This is a genomic window from Ferrovum sp. JA12, from assembly GCF_001431705.1.
In the GTDB taxonomy this organism is placed as follows: domain Bacteria; phylum Pseudomonadota; class Gammaproteobacteria; order Burkholderiales; family Ferrovaceae; genus PN-J185.
In genome coordinates this window covers 851,948-870,076 of record NZ_LJWX01000002.1, presented here as the reverse complement: position 1 = coordinate 870,076, position 18,129 = coordinate 851,948, and the positions used below count along the sequence as shown (strand labels likewise).

Below are 18,129 nucleotides of genomic sequence, written 5' to 3'. Positions count from 1 at the left end.
GTTTATTAGCCTTGTTAGTCACAGACCGTTATAATAATGTTTTGTTCGCTAATCTTGCCATAATTAAGCTTATTACTGTATGAAAACTGTTTTTTTAGAATTCGAGCAACCCATCGGTGAATTAGAAGCCAAGATTGAAGATCTTCGTTTTGTTCAAGAAGACTCTGCTGTTGATATTTCTCAAGAGATTGAGCGTCTACAAAAAAAGAGTCAAACACTGACTAAAGAAATCTATGCTAACTTAAGTGCTTGGCAGATAGCCCAAGTGGCACGACACAGTCAGCGTCCCTACACACTTGACTACATTGAACATATTTTCACAGATTTTGAAGAGTTACACGGTGATAGAAGTTTCGCTGATGATCCTGCTATTGTAGGGGGGATTGCTCGATTCCAAGAAAAACCAGTTATGATTATTGGTCACCAAAAGGGACGTGACACCAAAGATAGAATTTATCGGAATTTTGGGCAAGCCCGTCCCGAGGGGTATCGTAAAGCATTACGATTAATGCGATTGGCTGAGAAGTTTAACATGCCGATTATGACCTTTATCGATACGCCAGGTGCTTATCCTGGAATTGGAGCAGAAGAAAGAGGTCAGTCTGAGGCTATTGGTAGAAATTTATACGAGATGGCTGCCTTAAGAACCCCTATTATCTCTACTATTATTGGTGAGGGAGGGTCAGGCGGTGCTCTGGCTATTGCTGTAGGAGATACGACACTCATGTTGCAATACTCGGTATATTCTGTGATATCGCCAGAGGGTTGCGCTGCTATTTTATGGAAAACAGGTGACAAAACCAGTGATGCGGCCGAAGCCTTAAATATTACTGCACCTCGTCTTAAAAGTTTAGGGTTGATTGATAAAATTGTTAGTGAACCCCTAGGGGGCGCTCATCGGGATATTCCGGTTATGGCACAAACTCTTCGACGCGCGTTACAAGAAGCATTAAAATCTGTTATTGATCTGTCAGTTGAAGAGCTTCTTGCCCGTCGTTATGAAAGACTAATGAGTTATGGCAAGTTCAAGGAAACCCGCAGTTAATTTAATTGATACAGTTGGTCAGATTTTAAAAAAATATATATCTGATCAACAGTTTCATATTACCGTGGCAGTAAGCGGTGGATTAGATTCTGTAGTGTTGTTATATGTCTGCTGGAAACTTGCCGATCTTTTACCCCTCTCTTTGCATGCCTTACACATTAACCATCAATTGCAACCCATCAACAAATCTATGGAAGAGTTTGTGACTTCCATATGTCAAGACTGGAGTATTCCGCTCTCTATTGAAAGAGTGGAGTGTGATTTAAATGCAGGGTTGGGCCTTGAGAATGCAGCACGTACAGCGCGCTATAATATTTTTAAAAATACTCCAACAGACTTTTTACTTTTAGCTCATCATGCTAACGATCAAGCCGAAACACTGTTAACACAATTCTTTAGAGGTGCTGGTTTACCTGGCCTTTCAGCCATGCCAGAGCAGCGCTTGCTTGCGGGGTCAGCGGTGCAATTACTAAGACCTTTTTTACAGGTATCACGCGCTGAAATTCTTGAGTTAGCGAATCGTTATCAGTTAAAGTGGATTGAAGATCCGTCAAACCAAAACGTTTATTACCAGCGTAATTATATTCGTCAAATTTTAACACCTGTTATTGAGCAGAAGTTTCCTCATTGGCTTGACGTTGCTGAACGTACTCGCTCACATTTTGTAAAAGCCCAAAAACTATTAAATGATTTAGCACAAATTGATGTACTTTTTTGCGCCCATGAAAATAGTTTGGTGGCGGAAAAAGTGATCTCTCTGGGTGAAGAGCGGGCAGCAAACTTAATTCGTTACTGGTTGGCTAAGCAAGGTTTACCTGTGCCTCAACAGAGTCAATGGCTTAATTGGTGGCAACAGGTACTACTCGCACAACCTGACAAACATCCTCGTCTGAGTTTTGCTAATATTTCCCTAGTGAGTGACAGAGGATATTGGTATGTGATTGCCAACCTTGAAGCTTGGGTTTCATTTGAACTGCGTCAATGGCCAATGGAAGAGATTGATATTCCAGGGGTCGGAATCTTGACTAGCAGTCCAGTTTTTGGCGCTGGAATCAACGTAGAGTCCTTAAATCATGGAGTGGTAGTATCAAGGCGACGTGGGGGAGAATCCATTAAAATTCACCCTCATCGTCCTCATAAAGCCATAAAAAAAATTTTTCAGGAGCTTGATATCCCTTTGTGGGCCAGGGATTATTGGCCATTCATTATGAACCAACAAGGAATAGTTGCTATTCCAGGTATAGGGGTTAGTGTAGAGCACCAAGCATCTCCAGATGAGTGGGGTGTTGAGTTGGCATGGCGTTTTAATATAAGTCATGGTCAGGGAGGGGGCTCGCATGTTAAAATCTAGTGTTTTTTACTTTAATTTTGGAGTGTTGTCATGGCTATTGAGCGTACCCTATCGATTATTAAACCCGATGCAGTTGAGAAAAATGTGATTGGGCAAATTTACACTCGTTTTGAACAAGCTGGACTTAAAATTGTTGCAGCCCGTATGACCCACTTGTCTCAAGCAGAGGCTGAGGGATTCTATGCGGTTCATCAAGAACGTCCATTTTTTAAAGATTTAGTCTCTTTTATGATTTCCGGACCAGTGATGATTCAGGTACTTGAGGGGGAAGGGGCGATTTTAAAAAACCGTGATTTAATGGGCGCCACAGATCCTAAAAAAGCCGCTACTGGAACAATTCGTGCCGACTTTGCTGACAGTATTGATGCAAACGCTGTACATGGTTCTGACGCCCCTGAGACGGCAGCGGTTGAAATTGCTTATTTTTTCCCAGCTTTGAACGTTTACACTCGCTAAGAGTAAAATAATGACCATCAATTTGCTTGGATTAACACGAGACGAGCTGACTGGGTTTTTTGATAAACTCGGGGAGAAGCCTTTTCGTGCCAAGCAAGTGATGAAGTGGATACATCAAATGGGTGTATCTGATTTCTCTATAATGACAGATGTGGCCAAGCAATTAAGAGAAAAACTCTCTGAAATAGCCAGCATTTCTGTCCCAACGTTGCTGTCAGAACAAGTCTCATTAGATGGGACAAAGAAATGGTTGTTACAACTAACACCTGGAAATGCTATTGAAACAGTATTCATCCCGGAGGATGACAGAGGGACATTGTGTGTTTCATCGCAAGTGGGTTGCGCCCTCGCTTGTACGTTTTGCTCTACGGGACGACAAGGTTTTAATCGTAATCTAACCACTGCAGAAATTATCGGTCAAATTTGGTGGGCTTACAAAGCCTTAGGAAAAAACCCAAAGGGAGAACGAGTGATTAGTAATGTGGTGTTAATGGGTATGGGGGAACCCTTGTTGAACTATGATGCAGTGGTCAATACCTTGTCCCTATTATTAGACGACCATGCATACGGCTTATCAAGAAGACGAGTAACTTTGTCAACCTCTGGAGTGATTCCGGCCTTAATGCGTTTGCAAGAACAGATGCCTGTTGCTTTGGCGGTATCTCTTCATGCTCCCAATGATGAATTGCGGGATATTTTAGTACCTATTAATCAAAAATATCCATTAAAACAACTCATGCAAGCCTGTCAGTCTTATGTGTCGGCAGGTCCTAGAGACTTTATTACATTTGAATATGTCATGCTCAGGGATGTTAATGATTCCGATGAGCATGCGAGACAATTGATTGGATTAGTTAAAGATATTCCATGTAAGTTTAATCTGATACCCTTTAATCCTTTTCCAGACAGTGGATATGAGGCTTCAACGGGTGAGAGAATTCGCCGGTTTAAAAGCCAGCTCATTGAGCATGGTTTTATTGTGACGGTTCGAAAAACGAGAGGTGATGATATAGACGCCGCCTGTGGTCAGTTAGCAGGTAAGGTGATAGATAAAAGCCGACGCCATGAAAAATTTTCAGGGATGTAAAGATGACTGACAATGTAAATAACCAATCTACTTTAATTTTAAGTTTAGGTCAGCAGTTGGAGCAAATGCGAATCCAAAAAGATTTATCCATTGAGCAAGTCAGTGGAAAACTTAAGTTTTCAATAAAACAGTTAACTTATCTTGAGCAGGATAAGTTTGATGAACTGTTAAGTCCCTATCTTGTTCGTGCCATGTTACGCTCCTATGCTAAGTTTCTATCCGTTGACGAACAACCATTGATTTTAGAGCTTGAGAGAGTTTTGCCCGCCGCTAAAATTCAGTCTTTTACTAAACAAGAAGTAGCTGTTCAACCTAAAAGTGTTCGTTTTTCTATGGCAAAGAGTCCTTCCAACCGATTTGGATTCAAAGCTGTGTTAATCGGTATATTGTTGCTTGTTTTGTTATCGTTAATCTTATGGTTTCAAAGAAACTACTTGCATCTTTCAGGTCTACATACCGCTGAAAAAAAGGAAAGTTATAACAATTCCGCTATCCAAACTCCTCCCACGGTTAGCTTGACACCGCAAAATCATGAAGCAACTCAAGACTTAGTGAAGCCTGTGGATATTAATACTGCGCCCCTTGCCGAGCCGACACAATCCAACCCATTACCTTTAGCTAACACTAATGAGAAAACCAATTCTTCGCCTGGTGAGGCTGTTAGCAATCATAAAACTAATCAATGATGAATACGCTTATTAAACGAAGAGCCTCTCGTGAGGTAAAGGTGGGAGAAGTGAGGGTGGGGGGAGATGCCCCCATTGTTGTGCAATCTATGACTAATACTGATACCGCTGACATTGATCGCACAATTGAACAAATCTTGGCTCTTGTCCAGACAGGTTCGGAAATTGTCAGAATAACAGTTAATAGCGCTGAGGCTGCACGGAGTGTTCCTGTCATTGTTCAAGCTTTACGCCAGTCAGCCTGTTCTGTTCCCATTGTTGGAGATTTTCATTTTAATGGTCATAAGTTATTAACAGAGTTTCCTGAGTGCGCAAAAGCTCTTGATAAATATCGTATTAACCCTGGCAATGTAGGGCGTGGATCAAAAAAAGATGAGCAGTTTGCTACGCTAATTGCCTTGGCTATTCAGTATGACAAGCCTATTCGTATCGGAGTGAATTGGGGTAGTTTAGATCAAGAAATGTTGGCACGTTTTATGGATGATAATGCTAAAAGTGTTAACCCATTACCCATCGAGGAGTTAACAAGGAAAGCCTTAATTGCATCAGCCCTTGAGAGCGCAAAAACAGCTCTTCAATTGGGTTTGGCGGAGGATAAAATTATCCTCTCTTGTAAGGTGAGCGGTGTTCAAGATTTGATTCACGTTTATCGAGATTTGGCTAAGCAGTGTGATTATCCGCTTCATTTGGGGTTGACGGAAGCTGGGATGGGCAGTAAAGGTATTGTAGCTTCCAGTGTTGCGATGGGGATTTTACTGCAGGAAGGGATTGGTGACACTATTCGAGTTTCTCTAACGCCTGAACCCAATGGTGACAGAACGCGGGAGGTGAGAGTCGCGCAAGAGTTACTGCAAACAATGGGACTACGAGCTTTTACCCCCATGGTGACAGCCTGTCCTGGTTGCGGCAGAACAACTAGTACTTATTTTCAAGAGCTTGCTGAGGATATTCAGTCTTTTTTAAGGGATTCCATGCCATTGTGGCGTACACAATATAAGGGTGTTGAAACCCTTCACGTGGCAGTAATGGGTTGTGTGGTGAACGGTCCTGGCGAGAGCAAGCTTGCTAACATTGGAATTAGTCTGCCAGGTTCAGGTGAGCGGCCCGTGGCCCCTGTTTATGTGGATGGTGAAAAAACCGTCACCTTGAAAGGGGATTTTATTGCCGAAGAGTTTAAATCCATTGTTATCGAATATATCCAAAAAAAGTATCAATAATTAAAGGGTCGTAGGGTTATGGGGCAACAGAAGCTTCAAGGTATTAGAGGAATGAATGATATCCTCCCACAAAATTCCGGTTTGTGGGCAGCCTTGGAAAAAGAACTAAGACAATGGTTGGTAGAGTATGGCTACCTTGAAATACGTACTCCAATTGTGGAGGATACAGCTCTTTTTGTGCGATCTATTGGGGAAGTGACCGATATTGTTGAAAAAGAAATGTATAGTTTCGAAGATCGTCTTAATCACGATAGTTTAACACTTCGCCCCGAGGGCACGGCCTCCTGTGTGCGCTCAGTCATTGAACATAATCTTCTTTATAACGGTGCGCAAAAGCTATGGTATCTAGGACCTATGTTTCGTCATGAGCGCCCCCAAAAAGGCCGTTATCGTCAGTTTCATCAGTGTGGAGTGGAGGCCTTGGGATTTACAGGTCCTGATACAGATGCTGAACTGATCATCATGACTCATCGCTTGTGGCAACGCTTAGGGTTAACACATGTGAATTTGGAAATAAATAGCATAGGGAGTCTTGAGACAAGGCATGCCTATCGCGCTCAATTAATCGATTATTTTAGTCAGCATCACGAAGTCTTAGATGAGGATTCGAAACGACGCTTACATACTAATCCCTTAAGAATTTTAGACAGTAAAAACCCTGATCTTCTCGAATTAATACAAGAGGCTCCCAAATTATTGGATGTGTTAGATGAGTATTCGCGCAATCATTTCACACGTTTACGAGAGCTATTAGATTCGGCAGGAATTAGCTATATCATTAATCCTAGGCTGGTACGGGGATTAGATTACTACAATGCAACAGTTTTTGAATGGACGACCACCCTGCTTGGTGCACAAAGTACTATTTGTGGCGGTGGGCGTTATGATAGATTGGTTGAGCAGTTGGGCGGTAAACCAACTCCAGCCTGTGGTTTTGCCATGGGTATTGAGCGTTTGTTGGTACTTATCGAAGAGGAAGGTAATTTAGTAAGTATCCCCACGGAACCACAGGTTTATATTATTCATCAAGGGACAGGAACACTTGAGGCAGCTTTTAAAATCGCAGAGACATTAAGAGACTATCAGATTCGTGTATTAGTGTATTCTGGGGAAGGCGGATTTAAGAATCAGATGAAGCGGGCAGATCAGTCACAAGCTCATTTTGCTTTGATTATTGGTGAAAATGAATTGTCTAGTGGCCAATTTGCGCTTAAACCGCTTCGCGGACAAGGAGCGCAGCAACTATTATCGCAGTCTCAATTAATTGACTTTTTTAACGAGAAATAAATATGTACGATCATCAAGAACAAGAGCAGATAGAGGACATTAAAGCCTGGTGGAAACTCTATGGAAAATACGTCATATTAGGAATGGGTCTGGTGGTAATCGGTTACATGCTATTTCAAGCCTACAGTTATTACCAAAGAACTCAAAATGAGAAGGCGGGAACAATGTTTAATGTGGTTCAAAATGCTTTCCGTCAACAGGATGAAAAACAGTTATTACAAGAAGCCAAACTGTTACAGGAAACTTTCTCCTCCAATCCTCTGGCCAGTCGATCTGCTTTTCTGTGTGCCTATTTAAGTCATAAAAATGGACATCTTAATGAGGCGATCAGCGAACTCACTTGGGTGGAGGCGCACACCCATGAAGCTATGTTATTGGATTTGGCTAGGCTACGACATGCGGGTATTTTAGCCGATGAAAAAAAATTCAACCAAGCCTTGGATTTACTGAATCAAAATAAAGACTCTGCGATGTTTGCCGCCACCATGGATTTAAAAGGGGATATCTACACTGTTATGGGAAAAACCAATGAGGCCCGTTTGAGTTATCAGCAAGTGGTGAATCAGCAGGGAAGTAAAAACAGTTTATTTAAACAATTGGATCAAGTGAAGCTTGATGCGTTGGGTGGGAGTGGCTCATAATGAAAAAAAAATGGTTAATCAATCCTCTCAAAACGTGGTTTTTGCTTGGCTTGATTGGTGTTTTGTCTGCATGCAGTTCAAGCTCTATTATTGTGTCAAAATTAAAACCTCTTAAAGCGAAACAAAACTTCACAATCAAGTGGTCTGATCACCCTGGCTCTAGTAAAAATCCTTTGCTGGAGCCCGTGGTAACCGAGGACATGATTTATGTGGCCACCAACCGAGGCAAAATAGTTGCCTATAAAATTGAAAATGGTAACGAAAATTGGAAAATTGATACGGATGTTCGTTTAACAAGTGGTATTGGTTATGGCGCTGGTGATATTTTTGTTGCGGATAATAAAGGTATCTTATATGCCTATGATCTTCAAGGGAAACTTCAATGGCATGTAAGTTTGGGTAGTGAAATGTCTTCTGCGCCGCAATCCTCTAATGACATAGTGGTGGTGACCACTGAAGAAGGCCACATCTATGGACTCTCCTCCGAGGATGGTTCACAAAAGTGGCTGCTTGCTAGAAATATGCCCTCTCTTGTACTTCGTAATGCTACCGGTATGACGGTAACCCGTGGAGCAGCCTTCGTGGGCGTTCCAGGCGGGCATTTACTTGCTATAGACGTTAACTCAGGAAATATTGGTTGGGAGGCTGCTGTTTCTATTCCAAGAGGCGCCACTGAACTGGAACGAATGAATGATGTGTTGGGGCATCCTAGTCTGGGTGAGGCAGATGTCTGCGCAGCCAGTTACCAAGGGAAGGTTGCCTGTCTTGATTTGCCAAGAGGAAATATTATTTGGTCTCATGATTTGAGTGCTGTGGGACCGATCACCGCATCCACTAATAAAGTTTATGCAGTGGATGAAAAGGGAATTCTCTATGCCTATTATCGTTCCAGCGGTGTTTTAGATTGGAAAAATGAAACCCTTAAAGATCGTTTTTTATCATCGCCTGTGGCAAGCTCTGACTATATTGTAGCGGGTGATATTAAAGGGGTTGTCCATATTTTTAGTCTTGTTGATGGCACTGAGATCTCAAGATTGGATACCGATGGGTCAGCGATTACCATGCAACCTGTCGCCATTAATAGCAATACTTTTTTCCTGCAAACCCAAGCGGGTCACGTTTACGTTATAACTGCTGAAAGCAAATAAAAGCAAAGGATGAATTCTATGATTCCAACGATTGTAATCGTTGGTCGACCCAACGTTGGTAAATCAACGTTATTTAACCGATTAACTAAAACACGGGATGCCCTCGTTGCAGACCTACCTGGACTGACGCGAGATCGTCATTATGGGCGAGCAAAATTTGAAGATTATCAATATTTTGTTGTAGATACAGGTGGCTTTGAGCCTGTGGCCAAGGATGGTATCTTATTAGAAATGGCGAAGCAGACTTTGCAGGCCATGGATGAGGCTGACCGTATTATCTTTCTTACCGATGGGCGTAATGGAGTAACCCCTGGTGACAGAAGAGTCGCTGAAGAATTACGCTTAAGAGGTAAGCATGTCACCCTTGCCGTCAATAAACTAGAGGGTATGCCAGTTGATATGGCTACTGCCGAGTTTTATGAGCTAGGCATGGGACACCCTTGGGCTATTTCTTCGGCTCATGGAGAGGGGATTCATGATTTGTTAGAGCAGGTATTTGATGGTTTGTCTGGTGAACCTGAATTGGTTGAAGAGTTAGACATTGATCATAGTATTCCCAGAATTGCCATTGTGGGTCGTCCAAATGTGGGCAAGTCAACCTTAATCAATCAACTACTCGGAGAAGAGAGAGTGATTGCCTTTGATCAGCCAGGCACGACTCGAGACACTATTGAAGTTGAATTTGAACGGCAAGGAAGAAAATACTTATTGATTGATACCGCAGGTTTAAGGCGTCGAGGTAAGGTATTTGAGGCCATAGAAAAGTTTTCAGTAATAAAAACTATGCAGGCTGTGGAAAGCGCTAATGTGGTTGTCATGACACTGGATGCTCAGCAAGATATCTCAGAACAAGATGCGCATATTGCAGGCTATGTAGTGAGTACTGGCAGGGCAGTTGTGGTGGCTGTTAATAAATGGGACGGCTTAGATAATTACCAAAAAGATAAAGTAAAAAACGAAGTGGCTAGGAAATTATTTTTCTTGGACTTTGCCCAGTACCACTTTATTTCAGCATTGAAAGGGAGCGGTGTAAATGGCCTTTTGCCCTCTATTGATAAAGCCTATGCGGCGGCCATGGTGAAACTTTCAACCCCTAAACTTACCCGTGTACTTCACGATGCAGTGACTCAGCATCAGCCCGCCAAGGCGGGTCCTTTTAGACCCAAGTTACGATATGCGCACCAAGGTGGACAAAATCCACCCATTGTGATTATTCATGGCAGTGCTGTGAATCACATTGCTGACTCTTATAAAAGATATTTGGAAAATACTTTTCAGCGGGCTTTTGACCTCAAGGGGACACCCCTAAGGGTTGAATTTAGGCAGGGACACAATCCCTTTGCTGACCGCAAACCCAAACCTCTCACCGAGTCTGAGGAAAATCGTTTAAGAAAGAAAAGAAGGCGCGGCCGAAAATTATTTGGAAAGTTTTGATTTACGATTATTTTCTCGAATAATTTTTTAGATTAGTAGTAAAAAGTCAGAAAATCAAGTACATTATTGAAAGGTGAGAGAGATAAAAAAACCAATCGATTTTCGGGAGATCACGAAATGAGTACTAAAGGGCAACTTTTACAGGACCCGTTTTTAAACGCTTTAAGAAAAGAACATATACCTGTATCCATTTATTTAGTGAATGGTATTAAGCTTCAAGGACAAGTTGAGTCATTTGATCAGTATGTTGTTTTATTGAAAAATACCACTACTCAAATGGTTTACAAACATGCGATTTCCACAGTTGTACCCGCTAGATCCATCACAATGCCTACAGAGCATTCTAACGAGGACTAACATCTGATGTCGGACAATGGTCCGCTAGTTGGTCGTGGTCGTAAATCTTCTAATACGCACTTAGCGCAAGAAAGTGGTTCTTTAGAGCAAGAGGATGTGTATCTTGGTCGATTGGATCACGCGCTCTTAGTGCATATACAGATAGATAGTGAACGCAGTAAAAATAATCCTCAAGAACTTACTCTTCTGTCACAGACTGCTGGACTACACGTTGATGAATTGATAACTGGTAAACGTCCCAAGCCTGATCCTGCAACTTTTATTGGCAGTGGAAAGATTGAGGAAATTCGACAAAAATTAAGGCACCATGAGGCAGGGTTGGTGGTCTTTGATCACGAGATCACGCCAATTCAAGAGCGTAATTTGGCGCATGCACTTAAAGCGCGCGTTATTGATCGGACAGGTTTGATATTGGATATTTTCGCTCAACGTGCACGCAGTCATGAAGGACAGTTGCAAGTTGAGTTAGCTCAACTAGAGCGTTTGTCTACACGTCTTGTTAGAGGATGGACTCACTTGGAGAGACAAAAGGGTGGGATTGGTTTAAGAGGGCCTGGAGAAACACAGCTAGAGACAGATCGACGTTTGCTGAGTAAGCGTGTGAAATTACTTAAAGACCGTCTCGATAAAGTAAGAAAGAGTCACAGAGTGCAGCGTCAATCAAGAAGCCGTGCCGGTTTATTGCGAGTGTCGTTTGTGGGTTATACCAATGCCGGAAAATCTACCTTGTTTAATCGATTAACTCATGCAAAAGCCTATGTGGCTGATCAATTGTTTGCAACCCTAGATACGACTACAAGGCGAGTTTATATTGATGGGATCGGGCAAATGGTTCTGTCAGACACCGTGGGTTTTATTCAGCATCTTCCTCATACCTTGGTGGCTGCGTTTAAGGCGACCTTAGATGAAACCATAGAGTCTGACCTGTTGTTACACGTGGTTGACGCCGCGGATAAGAATCGTGACCTTCATCAAGAATCTGTTAATCAAGTATTAAAAGATATTGGTGCAGATCATATTCCTCAAGTATTAGTATTAAACAAGATAGATCAACTGGTGGATTGGCAAGCAGGATTAATCCGAGATCCCTATGGTACAATCGAAGAAGTACATCTAAGTGCTATGAACGGCCAAGGTATGGAATTTATCCGACAAGCCTTTGTCGAACGTATCAATGATTTAATGCAAAAAGAAGATACTTCTATAACTTTGGACAAAGATTTAATACTTAATTATGGCAATCAAGATACCAAGTTGGATCGTACAGCTTAAAGACGGTCCTCCCGATTTAGATGAAGTATGGCGAAATTTTTTGAGAAAATTTAAAAACTCTAAAAATAGCTCTTCACCCAATGATAATCACTTCAACCAACCAGTTGGCCTGCCTAGTGGCAAAAACTTTGTTCTACTAGCGCTAGGTTCTATTATATTTTTTTGGTTAGTGTCTGGCTTTTACATTATTGATGCAGGTCGCGTTGGAGTGATACTCCGTTTTGGCAAATTTCAAGAAGTCACGGGTCCTGGCCCACATTGGCATTTTCCTTATCCCGTTGAAGCACAAGCTTCAGGAAGTCCTGTTAATGTGTCTCAGGTTCGTACGGTTGAATTGGGTTATAGGAATACTATTAAAGCGAAAGTGTTACATGAATCATTGATGTTAACTGATGATGAAAATATTATTGATAACCAATATGCCATCCAATACACCATCAAAGATCCTATTGATTTCTTATTTACTAACAAAGATCCTGATACCACGGTAATGCAGGTTGCAGAGACTGCTATTAGAGAGGTAGTGGGCCGTCATAAGATGGATTTTGTTCTATATGAAGGTCGCTCACAGATTGCAGATGAAGCTCAACATCTCATGCAAAAAATTCTAGATCGCTATAAGACAGGTATTTTAATCAATAAGGTTAATATGCAAAACGCTCAGCCCCCTGAGCAAGTTCAAGCAGCTTTTGATGATGCGGTAAAAGCGGGACAAGACCGCGAAAGACAAAATAATGAAGGGCAAGCTTACGCCAATGACGTGGTCCCTCGTGCGAAGGGTACGGCGTCAGCTTTGATTGAAGAGGCAAAAGCTTATGAGCAAAAAGTGGAGGCAAGGGCTGTCGGTGATGCCAGTCGATTTAAGCAAATTCTTGTGGAATACAACAAAGCCCCTGAAGTGACTCGTCAAAGACTCTATCAGGACATGATGCAGCAGGTATTGAGTAATACCTCAAAAGTTGTTGCTGAGGGGAAAAATGGCTCAAATCTCTTATACCTCCCCCTGGGAAAGTTGATGAATCAAAACAATACCGTTACGCCTGACAATGGCAACAAAAACGAACAGGCCAATAATATTATTGAACCACCAACCAGGGATCAACATACATCGCCGAGTTCTACCCTTAACAATAATTCCTCAATGGAGCAACAGGGGACGGATAGTGATCGTTCTCGAGATGCTCTGAAAGAGCGTGAGCGTGAGGGCAGATGATGAAAAATTTAAGTATTTATGTAGCGACTTTAGTATTGCTTTTGATTATTGGTTCTATGGGTGTATTTGTCATTTCGCAAACACAAAACGCCTTGGTTTTTGAACTAGGTAAAATCGTTGCAGTGGACACCCAACCCGGGTTATACCTAAAGATGCCTTTTATCGAAAATGTTCGTTTGTTTGATACTCGGATTCAGACTTTAGATAACAATGAACCTCAGAGATTTATCACTTCTGAGAAAAAACCACTATTGGTTGATTATTTTGTTAAGTGGCAAATCACTGATGTCAAACAATATTATGTCAGCGTAGGCGGTGATTCAAAAAGAGCGGAAATACGGTTGGCACAAACGGTTAACGATGAGTTAAGAGCAGAATTTGCGAAGAGAACTGTTCATGAAGCAGTCTCGGGTGAGCGTGAATCAATTATGGCTAATATGCGTGCTCGTACCGATCAGGATGCTAAAGAAATTGGAATTAGGGTCTTGGATGTAAGGATTCGACGTGTTGAATTGACGCCTGAGGTCAGTGATTCTGTTTACCGGCGTATGCAGGCAGAGCGTAAACGTGTAGCCAATGAACTGAGATCAACGGGAGCTGGTGAAGCTGAGAAAATCCGGGCTGATGCTAACCGTGAAAGAGAAGTAATCTTAGCTGACGCTTTTAGGCAAGCTCAAGAGATTAAAGGTAAGGGAGATGCCAAGGCGGCCGCAATCTATGCTGAGGCCTATAAACGTAATCCTGAATTTTATGCGTTCTATCGGAGTCTACAGACATATCAGGAAGGACTAAATAATAAATCAGATATACTGGTTTTAGATCCTAATTCCCCATTTTTTAAGTATCTCAAACCCCCTCCTGGATCTCTTGGGGGTAAATAATTTGAGAGGCACTATTATTGTAGCAATTGGTATGCTGTTGATACTTGAAGGTATAATGCCTGTAATTGCACCACGACAGTGGCGAAATACCTTGTTAAAATTAACACAACTCTCCGACGTGCAAGTTCGTTGGGTAGGGGTGATAGCAATGATTTTAGGAATTGTAATTTTACAAATTAATCGATGACATACAGTTGGCTACTTCCTGAATATTGTGAAGATATTCTTCCTGACAACGCCTGGGCACTTGAAGAGGCTCGGCGTAAACTTCTTGATCTCTTTAAAAAGCGGGGATTTAATTTAGTTATTCCGCCTTTAATAGAATATGTGGAATCTCTTTTGACTGGTACAAGTCATGATATGGACCTACAAACATTTAAATTGGTGGATCAATTGAGTGGTCGGTTACTTGGGGTGAGGCCAGATATCACTCCTCAAGTGGCAAGAATTGATGCGCACAGCATGAATCATACTGCCGTGAATAGATTATGTTACGCAGGTACCGTATTACATACCAAACCTGATGTGTTAAGTCAATCCAGAGAACCTTACCAGGTTGGAGCGGAAATATTTGGTTTGAGTGACGTATCGGGCGACATAGAAATACAATCCTTGATGCTTGATGCCTTATCACTGCTAAACTTTAAAGAGGTAGTTTTGGATGTAGGGCATGTGGGTATTTTTAGGGGTTTAATAACTACGCTTAAACTCGATGAAAAAACTGAGAATGATTGGTTTAAGTTGCTACAAAATAAAGATATTCCTTCCTTGAAAATCGCCACCGAAGGAATTGATTCTCAGATAAGAAATGCATTATTGAGCCTCCCAACACTCAATGGCGAAGCTGCTATTTTGGAAAAGGCCAGGTTAATTTTACCTACTTCATTACAAATCACTGCCGCTTTGGATCAGCTTGATGCTGTAAAAAGGCGCTTTGCTGGTCAGGTTAAGCTTTCCTTTGATTTATGTGAGTTAAGGGGATATCACTACCATAATGGTTTGGTTTTCCAAGTTTATAGCACTGATTATAAGGGAGCTCTTGCTCGAGGTGGACGCTATGACGAGGTGGGTAGCGCCTTTGGTCGCTCTCGTCCAGCAACGGGCTTTAGTTTGGATTTACGTCAGTTAATTACATTTAAGAGATAATCAGTTATTGGGAGACTGCCTTTATGGCAAAGAATGTTGTAGTGATCGGGACTCAGTGGGGTGATGAGGGAAAAGGGAAGTTAGTTGACTGGTTAACAGACCGGGCACAGGGTGTAGTTCGTTTTCAGGGCGGACATAACGCTGGTCACACGCTGGTGATCGGTGGTAAAAAAACTGTTTTAAGTTTAATTCCAGCAGGAATCTTAAGAGAGCATGTGCAATGTTATATTGGTAATGGAGTGGTGCTTGCTCCCGACGCTTTATTGCGTGAAATCGATATGTTGGAAAGTTCAAATGTAAACGTTTCCAAACGACTTGTTATCAGTGAAGCTTGTCCACTTATCATGCCCTACCATGTGGCCATAGATAAAGCACGAGAAATTAAAAAGGGAAACAATAAAATCGGTACCACGGGAAGAGGGATAGGCCCTGCTTATGAAGATAAGGTGGCACGACGTGCAATTCGTTTACAAGATTTATTTTACCCGGATCGTTTCAAAAATAAGTTAGAAGAGATTCTTGATTACCATAATTTTGTTTTAACACAATATTTTCATGGTGCAGCAGTTGATTTAAACCAAATCTTTGATGACACCATGGCCTTAGCTAAACGAGTGTTACCTATGGTGGGTGATGTGTCACGTTTGTTAAATAACGCCTCAAAACAAGGTCAGAAACTACTTTTTGAAGGTGCTCAAGGGACATTACTTGATATTGATCACGGGACTTATCCTTTTGTAACTTCAAGCAATTGCGTAGCAGGTGCAGCATCGCCTGGCAGTGGAGTGGGGCCTCAACTACTGGAATATGTTTTGGGTATCACCAAAGCCTACACCACACGAGTGGGTTCTGGGCCTTTTCCTACGGAACTTGATGATGCGGTGGGTCAGCAATTGGCAACTCGTGGTCATGAGTTTGGTGCTGTGACAGGACGTCCTAGAAGAACAGGTTGGTTTGATGCTGCAGCATTGAAACGTTCAATTCAAATTAACGGCGTCACCGGATTATGTGTCACTAAGCTTGATGTCATGGATGGTATTGAAACCATTAAAATAGGAGTGGGTTATAAAACAGAAAATGGTGTCACAGATATCCTCCCATTTGGTGCAGAAGTTATTGAATTATGCCAACCGATCTATGAGGAAATGCCAGGTTGGACCGAGAGTACTGTGGGTATCGAGCATTATGAACAATTGCCGCTCAACGCTAGACGATATTTAGAACGTTTAGCGCAATTATGTGAGGTTCCCATTGATGTGGTTTCAACAGGACCTGATCGACGTGAAACTATTGTCCTCAGACATCCATTTGAATAATTAATGAGTAAATATGAACTCTAATTAATAATTATTGCCATAGTCTTTTTTGAATTATAACCAAGGAAATACTATGGATAATGATATTTTTTATACACTAGTTAACAACAACGAACATTACGCTCAAGGTAAAGCACTCCATAATTCAGCCTACCCCGGGCCTCAGCCTATTAAACCTGCAAAAAAGACTGCGGTGATAGCCTGCATGGATGCCAGAATGGATGTTGAAGACATACTGGGTCTACAAACCGGTGATGCACATATCATACGAAATGCAGGTGGAACTGTCACAGATGATGTGATCCGTTGTTTAATTATTTCTCATCATCTATTAGATACTCAGGATGTAATGGTTATTCATCATACTCGGTGTGGGATGTTATCTTTTAACGATGAGCTGCTTAGAATGGGTTTGGAGGGTGATTCAACTGCTATAGAGGTTTTAAAATCGGCCACTGGTCGTGAGTTTGTTCCCTGTGGCTGTGCAAGCCACTCTCCTGCGGCGTTTCATGCTTTTAGAGGCCAAGTAGAACCATTGGATGCTCCTGTTACCGACAAACAGATTGAAAGACTTGAGTGGGATGTTCGCAAAAGCATGTCAATGATATTAAATCATCCGTGGTTACCAACAAAAGGAGCCGATAAAATTAACGTGCGTGGTTTTATTTATGATGTTGACACAGGAAAATTGCAAGAGGTGATTTATCCGGGTGTAATGGGTAAGTTTTAAATAAGGGATGGTGAATAGTCGCCATCAGTTTAATAAGTTAAACGAGTAATAAATCATAATTTATTACTCTGTTTCTGCCCTTTCTTTTCGCTTCCATAAGAGCACTGTCAGCTCGTTCCAAAAAGTATTCGAGCGCAGAATGTTGAGTCTGTTTTTCCCCGTAAACACCAATGCTAGCAGTCATTTTTATGGAGTTATTGTTTTTATCATTAAAGTTTAACGATTCCAGATCTTTTCGAAAACGTTCAGCAACAACTAAGGCCATTTCCGGTGGAGTGTCAAACATTAAGACGGCAAACTCTTCGCCACCTAAGCGTGTTATAAAATCAGATTTACGCATAGTCTGTGTCAGTAAGTTAGCAAAGACTATCAGAGCATTGTCACCGGTCGTATGACCGTAAGAATCATTGATATTTTTAAAAAAATCAATATCAATATATAAGAGTGAGAGAGAACTTTTTTTTCGAGTTTGTAAAGAGAAAACTTTTTCGGCAACATTAAAAAATGCTTGTCTATTTAATAAACCTGTTAAGTAGTCGGTATTGGCTTGTGTGATTAATTTTACATCTGTAATGGCTTTTGAAAATAATACAAAACCAAAATAAATAATAATATTCCATATCAAAAATAATACGAGAAAGAGTAAATCTACCTTATTTGAGTCCTCTAATATGGAATAGTTGGGATTATTAAGTCCTTTTATCAACTTTAACACTGAGAAAATACCATTAAAAAAAAACGTTAATTTAAAAAAATTTAATAAATAAGACTTGGTATTTTTATATGTAACTAAATCATAAGAGACAATCATTGTCATAATGAGTAGAAATAAACTGAAGATAACGACACGTAGTCCAGGCTT

General features: G+C 41.4%; 19 protein-coding genes. 18 read left to right on the top strand and 1 reads right to left on the bottom strand.

Annotated elements, in window-relative coordinates:
* Positions 1 to 79: 79 nt before the first annotated feature.
* From accA to FERRO_RS09025, 18 genes are all read left to right on the top strand, one after another.
* A complete protein-coding gene (accA, locus tag FERRO_RS09110) occupies positions 80 to 1,045 on the top strand; it encodes an acetyl-CoA carboxylase carboxyl transferase subunit alpha (RefSeq protein ID WP_056930534.1) in 966 nt (321 codons plus the stop codon).
* Positions 1,017 to 2,396, top strand: coding sequence for a tRNA lysidine(34) synthetase TilS (gene tilS / locus FERRO_RS09105; RefSeq protein WP_056930533.1), 1,380 nt, complete (start codon positions 1,017 to 1,019; stop codon positions 2,394 to 2,396). The genes accA and tilS overlap by 29 nt, the downstream gene beginning before the upstream one ends.
* 30 nt (positions 2,397 to 2,426) lie before the next feature.
* Complete coding sequence (gene ndk, locus FERRO_RS09100; RefSeq protein WP_056930532.1) at positions 2,427 to 2,852, top strand: nucleoside-diphosphate kinase; 426 nt, start codon at positions 2,427 to 2,429, stop codon at positions 2,850 to 2,852.
* Between the two features lie 10 nt (positions 2,853 to 2,862).
* Positions 2,863 to 3,939: a 23S rRNA (adenine(2503)-C(2))-methyltransferase RlmN gene (rlmN, locus tag FERRO_RS09095; protein WP_056930531.1), complete on the top strand. Its 1,077-nt coding sequence runs from the start codon at positions 2,863 to 2,865 to the stop codon at positions 3,937 to 3,939.
* A gap of 2 nt (positions 3,940 to 3,941) precedes the next feature.
* Positions 3,942 to 4,625 carry a helix-turn-helix domain-containing protein gene (locus FERRO_RS09090; protein ID WP_056930530.1) on the top strand — a complete coding sequence of 228 codons (684 nt, stop codon included), beginning with the start codon at positions 3,942 to 3,944 and terminating at the stop codon, positions 4,623 to 4,625.
* Positions 4,625 to 5,842, top strand: coding sequence for a flavodoxin-dependent (E)-4-hydroxy-3-methylbut-2-enyl-diphosphate synthase (gene ispG, locus FERRO_RS09085; protein WP_056930529.1), 1,218 nt, complete (start codon positions 4,625 to 4,627; stop codon positions 5,840 to 5,842). The genes FERRO_RS09090 and ispG overlap by 1 nt, the downstream gene beginning before the upstream one ends.
* An 18-nt stretch (positions 5,843 to 5,860) precedes the next feature.
* Entirely contained in the window at positions 5,861 to 7,129 is a 1,269-nt protein-coding gene (hisS, locus tag FERRO_RS09080; RefSeq protein ID WP_056930528.1) for a histidine--tRNA ligase, read from the top strand.
* A 2-nt stretch (positions 7,130 to 7,131) separates the two neighbouring features.
* On the top strand, positions 7,132 to 7,770 hold the full coding sequence (locus tag FERRO_RS09075; RefSeq protein WP_056930527.1) for a YfgM family protein: 639 nt from the start codon (positions 7,132 to 7,134) through the stop codon (positions 7,768 to 7,770).
* On the top strand, positions 7,770 to 8,918 hold the full coding sequence (gene bamB, locus FERRO_RS09070; RefSeq protein ID WP_056930526.1) for an outer membrane protein assembly factor BamB: 1,149 nt from the start codon (positions 7,770 to 7,772) through the stop codon (positions 8,916 to 8,918). Before FERRO_RS09075 ends, bamB begins: the two co-directional genes overlap by 1 nt.
* An 18-nt stretch (positions 8,919 to 8,936) precedes the next feature.
* Entirely contained in the window at positions 8,937 to 10,352 is a 1,416-nt protein-coding gene (gene der, locus FERRO_RS09065; protein ID WP_056930525.1) for a ribosome biogenesis GTPase Der, read from the top strand.
* Positions 10,353 to 10,469: 117 nt separating this feature from the next.
* Positions 10,470 to 10,709: an RNA chaperone Hfq gene (gene hfq / locus FERRO_RS09060; protein WP_056930524.1), complete on the top strand. Its 240-nt coding sequence runs from the start codon at positions 10,470 to 10,472 to the stop codon at positions 10,707 to 10,709.
* 6 nt (positions 10,710 to 10,715) lie between these two features.
* Positions 10,716 to 11,981, top strand: coding sequence for a GTPase HflX (hflX, locus tag FERRO_RS09055; RefSeq protein WP_082601268.1), 1,266 nt, complete (start codon positions 10,716 to 10,718; stop codon positions 11,979 to 11,981).
* Positions 11,944 to 13,194, top strand: a complete 1,251-nt coding sequence (hflK, locus tag FERRO_RS09050; RefSeq protein WP_056930523.1) for an FtsH protease activity modulator HflK — start codon at positions 11,944 to 11,946, stop codon at positions 13,192 to 13,194. The genes hflX and hflK overlap by 38 nt, the downstream gene beginning before the upstream one ends.
* Complete coding sequence (gene hflC / locus FERRO_RS09045; protein ID WP_056930522.1) at positions 13,194 to 14,075, top strand: protease modulator HflC; 882 nt, start codon at positions 13,194 to 13,196, stop codon at positions 14,073 to 14,075. The genes hflK and hflC overlap by 1 nt, the downstream gene beginning before the upstream one ends.
* A complete protein-coding gene (locus tag FERRO_RS10755; protein WP_446718619.1) occupies positions 14,062 to 14,262 on the top strand; it encodes a DUF2065 domain-containing protein in 201 nt (66 codons plus the stop codon). The genes hflC and FERRO_RS10755 overlap by 14 nt, the downstream gene beginning before the upstream one ends.
* Entirely contained in the window at positions 14,259 to 15,221 is a 963-nt protein-coding gene (locus FERRO_RS09035) for an ATP phosphoribosyltransferase regulatory subunit (RefSeq protein WP_056930520.1), read from the top strand. The genes FERRO_RS10755 and FERRO_RS09035 overlap by 4 nt, the downstream gene beginning before the upstream one ends.
* Before the next feature lie 23 nt (positions 15,222 to 15,244).
* On the top strand, positions 15,245 to 16,537 hold the full coding sequence (locus tag FERRO_RS09030) for an adenylosuccinate synthase (protein ID WP_056930519.1): 1,293 nt from the start codon (positions 15,245 to 15,247) through the stop codon (positions 16,535 to 16,537).
* 73 nt (positions 16,538 to 16,610) lie between these two features.
* Positions 16,611 to 17,267, top strand: coding sequence for a beta-class carbonic anhydrase (locus FERRO_RS09025; RefSeq protein ID WP_056930518.1), 657 nt, complete (start codon positions 16,611 to 16,613; stop codon positions 17,265 to 17,267).
* A gap of 37 nt (positions 17,268 to 17,304) precedes the next feature.
* On the opposite strand, the gene FERRO_RS09020 is transcribed toward FERRO_RS09025, so the two are convergent.
* Positions 17,305 to 18,084 (bottom strand): GGDEF domain-containing protein, encoded by a 780-nt coding sequence (locus FERRO_RS09020; RefSeq protein WP_160318135.1) that lies wholly within the window; start codon positions 18,082 to 18,084, stop codon positions 17,305 to 17,307.
* Between the last annotated feature and the right edge of the window lie 45 nt (positions 18,085 to 18,129).

Excerpts from the sequence above, each read along its gene's own strand:
- accA (WP_056930534.1), top strand. The coding sequence starts at position 80 with ATGAAAACTGTTTTTTTAGAATTCGAGCAACCCATCGGTGAATTAGAA.
- tilS (WP_056930533.1), top strand. The coding sequence starts at position 1,017 with ATGGCAAGTTCAAGGAAACCCGCAGTTAATTTAATTGATACAGTTGGT.
- ndk (WP_056930532.1), top strand. The coding sequence starts at position 2,427 with ATGGCTATTGAGCGTACCCTATCGATTATTAAACCCGATGCAGTTGAG.
- rlmN (WP_056930531.1), top strand. The coding sequence starts at position 2,863 with ATGACCATCAATTTGCTTGGATTAACACGAGACGAGCTGACTGGGTTT.
- FERRO_RS09090 (WP_056930530.1), top strand. The coding sequence starts at position 3,942 with ATGACTGACAATGTAAATAACCAATCTACTTTAATTTTAAGTTTAGGT.
- ispG (WP_056930529.1), top strand. The coding sequence starts at position 4,625 with ATGAATACGCTTATTAAACGAAGAGCCTCTCGTGAGGTAAAGGTGGGA.
- hisS (WP_056930528.1), top strand. The coding sequence starts at position 5,861 with ATGGGGCAACAGAAGCTTCAAGGTATTAGAGGAATGAATGATATCCTC.
- FERRO_RS09075 (WP_056930527.1), top strand. The coding sequence starts at position 7,132 with ATGTACGATCATCAAGAACAAGAGCAGATAGAGGACATTAAAGCCTGG.
- bamB (WP_056930526.1), top strand. The coding sequence starts at position 7,770 with ATGAAAAAAAAATGGTTAATCAATCCTCTCAAAACGTGGTTTTTGCTT.
- der (WP_056930525.1), top strand. The coding sequence starts at position 8,937 with ATGATTCCAACGATTGTAATCGTTGGTCGACCCAACGTTGGTAAATCA.
- hfq (WP_056930524.1), top strand. The coding sequence starts at position 10,470 with ATGAGTACTAAAGGGCAACTTTTACAGGACCCGTTTTTAAACGCTTTA.
- hflX (WP_082601268.1), top strand. The coding sequence starts at position 10,716 with ATGTCGGACAATGGTCCGCTAGTTGGTCGTGGTCGTAAATCTTCTAAT.
- hflK (WP_056930523.1), top strand. The coding sequence starts at position 11,944 with ATGGCAATCAAGATACCAAGTTGGATCGTACAGCTTAAAGACGGTCCT.
- hflC (WP_056930522.1), top strand. The coding sequence starts at position 13,194 with ATGAAAAATTTAAGTATTTATGTAGCGACTTTAGTATTGCTTTTGATT.
- FERRO_RS09035 (WP_056930520.1), top strand. The coding sequence starts at position 14,259 with ATGACATACAGTTGGCTACTTCCTGAATATTGTGAAGATATTCTTCCT.
- FERRO_RS09030 (WP_056930519.1), top strand. The coding sequence starts at position 15,245 with ATGGCAAAGAATGTTGTAGTGATCGGGACTCAGTGGGGTGATGAGGGA.
- FERRO_RS09025 (WP_056930518.1), top strand. The coding sequence starts at position 16,611 with ATGGATAATGATATTTTTTATACACTAGTTAACAACAACGAACATTAC.
- FERRO_RS09020 (WP_160318135.1), bottom strand. The coding sequence starts at position 18,084 with ATGACAATGATTGTCTCTTATGATTTAGTTACATATAAAAATACCAAG.